3 protein-coding genes are annotated in these 2172 nt (G+C 61.0%); all 3 read left to right on the top strand.

The window, feature by feature from the left end:
- Positions 1-128: 128 nt before the first annotated feature.
- Positions 129-500: a DUF3761 domain-containing protein gene (locus AC1DT2_RS21455; RefSeq protein WP_477298602.1), complete on the top strand. Its 372-nt coding sequence runs from the start codon at positions 129-131 to the stop codon at positions 498-500.
- Positions 501-879: 379 nt separating this feature from the next.
- Positions 880-1293, top strand: a complete 414-nt coding sequence (locus AC1DT2_RS21450) for a lysozyme inhibitor LprI family protein (RefSeq protein ID WP_477298600.1) — start codon at positions 880-882, stop codon at positions 1291-1293.
- A 42-nt stretch (positions 1294-1335) separates the two neighbouring features.
- The coding region (locus AC1DT2_RS21445) for a VgrG-related protein (protein WP_477298599.1) at positions 1336-2172 on the top strand (837 nt) is incomplete at its 3' end.

Raw genomic sequence — 2172 nt, 5'->3', positions numbered from 1 at the left:
GGACACGATACGCCGGATCTCCTGTATGGGCGCCCCCTGCTATTTATGTCGGCAATTGCTTACTGAGCTTCCGGTCCACATCTCGACTTCGATATGCATTTCCGGCAAGCCCCTTAAAGAAACATCGAATGCCGCCGACAGGAATTGAAGGGCGACGCCGCGTCGTTTCCACCAGGGAGTTCAGCGCGATGACGCTCAAAGCCACCAATAGAATCGTCGCAATCATCCTCGCCGCCCTTCTTTTCGCTTCCCCTGTCGTCGCTCGACAAGCGCCCAGCGCAGCACAGCGTGATCAGTCGACTCAAAGCGCCCCGGCAACTCTCGTCGAAGGCGGGTACTACACCAACCATGACGGTGCCTCCATTCATCGACCGGCGCATACGACCGACAATCAGGTGCCGCCGGGGGCGTCAGCTCAATGTCGAGACGGTAGCTTTAGCTTCAGCGCTAGCCGGCGGGGGACATGTTCCCGGCATGGTGGAGTTGCTGCGTGGCTCTAGGTCCACGCCGGCAGAACTAAAGGCGCTGCGCGCAATACTCTGCTTGACTGAATCCTCGCTCGCGGGGCCCTGAAGGTCGACCATGATTCCCGATAGGCCGGGCGCATGCCGAATGTGTATGCAGTGCTACTACTGCACGCGCGCTATGTGGCTTTCTCCTCCTGCCGAACTTGGCCGCGGCTTCGCTCCGCGTGCTCCTCATGTCTGCCGCAGTCACGTTCGGGCTCGTGTTGCGATGGGTAAATGGTATTCGCAACGATCTCATCGATAGGCATCATGCATTCGTCGATGCCACCACAGGGTTGCGATCCATTTAGTGTCTTGCGTATGCTTCGCTCGAATCACCGGGCTTGGCCCGAGGCCGTAACCAGGAATCCCGATGAGTGCTGTACGGATGCGTCTGTCCTTTGTCCTGGCCTTGGGAGTCGCCGTGAGCCCTGCTTGGGCTCTCCCGGCGGACGCCGATAAGGCGCCCCCCTTGCGGCCAGGTTACGACAAGTGCCTGGAAGCATCGCAAGGCGTGACTCTCGCTGTGAACAACTGCATCGGTTCGGAATACGACTTCCAGGACAAGCGGTTGAATACTGCCTACAAGGCACTCCGCCAATCGATGGCGGAAACTCAACGTATTGCGTTGCGCGACCAGGAACGCGCCTGGATTGCGGATCGGGACAAGGCCTGCGCACCTCCCGCTGACGGGGGCACAGCGGAYATGTTGGGCGCCAACGAGTGTCGACTCAACCGTACGGCCGAACGAGCCGCCGAGCTGGAAGCGCAGCTCAAGCACCCCTGAGGCCTTCGCGCCCACGACATGACCCATACAAGGAGTTGAACGATGACGGACGATCTCGAGCGCGCACGGCAGACTGCGAGCGAATGGCACCTCGGCCAGACCTCAGCCCGTTACGAATCCGGCGGCGATGTCGGCACCATCTCCACCGGCAAGGATGACAAGGGCGGTGTGTCGTACGGCGCCTATCAACTCTCCTCAGTCTCCGGAACGTTACGGGAATACCTTGACCAGTCGCCTTATGGCGCTCAGCTCCAAGGTCTCWCGCCTGCCACGTCGGCTTTCAATACGCAGTGGCAGACGTTGGCCCGTACCGACCCCGGATTCGGCCAGGACCAGCACCAGTTCATTGGGCAATCGCACTACTCCCAGCAAGTCGCCGCGCTTCAAGCTCGTGGTCTCGACCTCTCCCACCGCGGCATGGCCGTCCAGGACGCGCTATGGAGCACCTCGGTACAGTGCCGCGGGCTGACGCCGGGCATCTTCGAAAAGGGCCTGCAGGAGAAATTCGGTGAGCACTACGATCTGGCCACGTTGAGCGATAAAGATATCGTCGGTGCCGTGCAGGACTATAAGACGGCGCATGTCGACACACTCTTTGCAGGGTCGCCCAAGCTGCACGATTCTCTGAAGGCACGGTTCGGGCACGAAAAAGTGGCGTTAGAGACGCTTGCTGCGGCCGATGCAACTCTGACGGCAAACGGAGTGACCGTGCCCCACTCGGCGTTACCCTTGCCAGCGGCACCGTCGCATGCACAGGCGGGCCGTCACGACGGCGACGGCGGAACGTCTGTCCGGCTGCACGACCGTGGTGCGCCGGTGGAAGCGTTGCAGCAACAGTTAGGTGCCTTGAATTACGGGAGCGCGAACGGCCAGCCACTT

Source organism: Luteibacter sp. P4_E6 (assembly GCF_056401535.1).
This window is presented reverse-complemented; position numbering and strand designations above follow the sequence as displayed.

Bases quoted from the DNA above. Each gene is read 5' to 3' on its own strand.
- AC1DT2_RS21455 (WP_477298602.1), top strand. From the start codon at position 129: ATGCCGCCGACAGGAATTGAAGGGCGACGCCGCGTCGTTTCCACCAGG.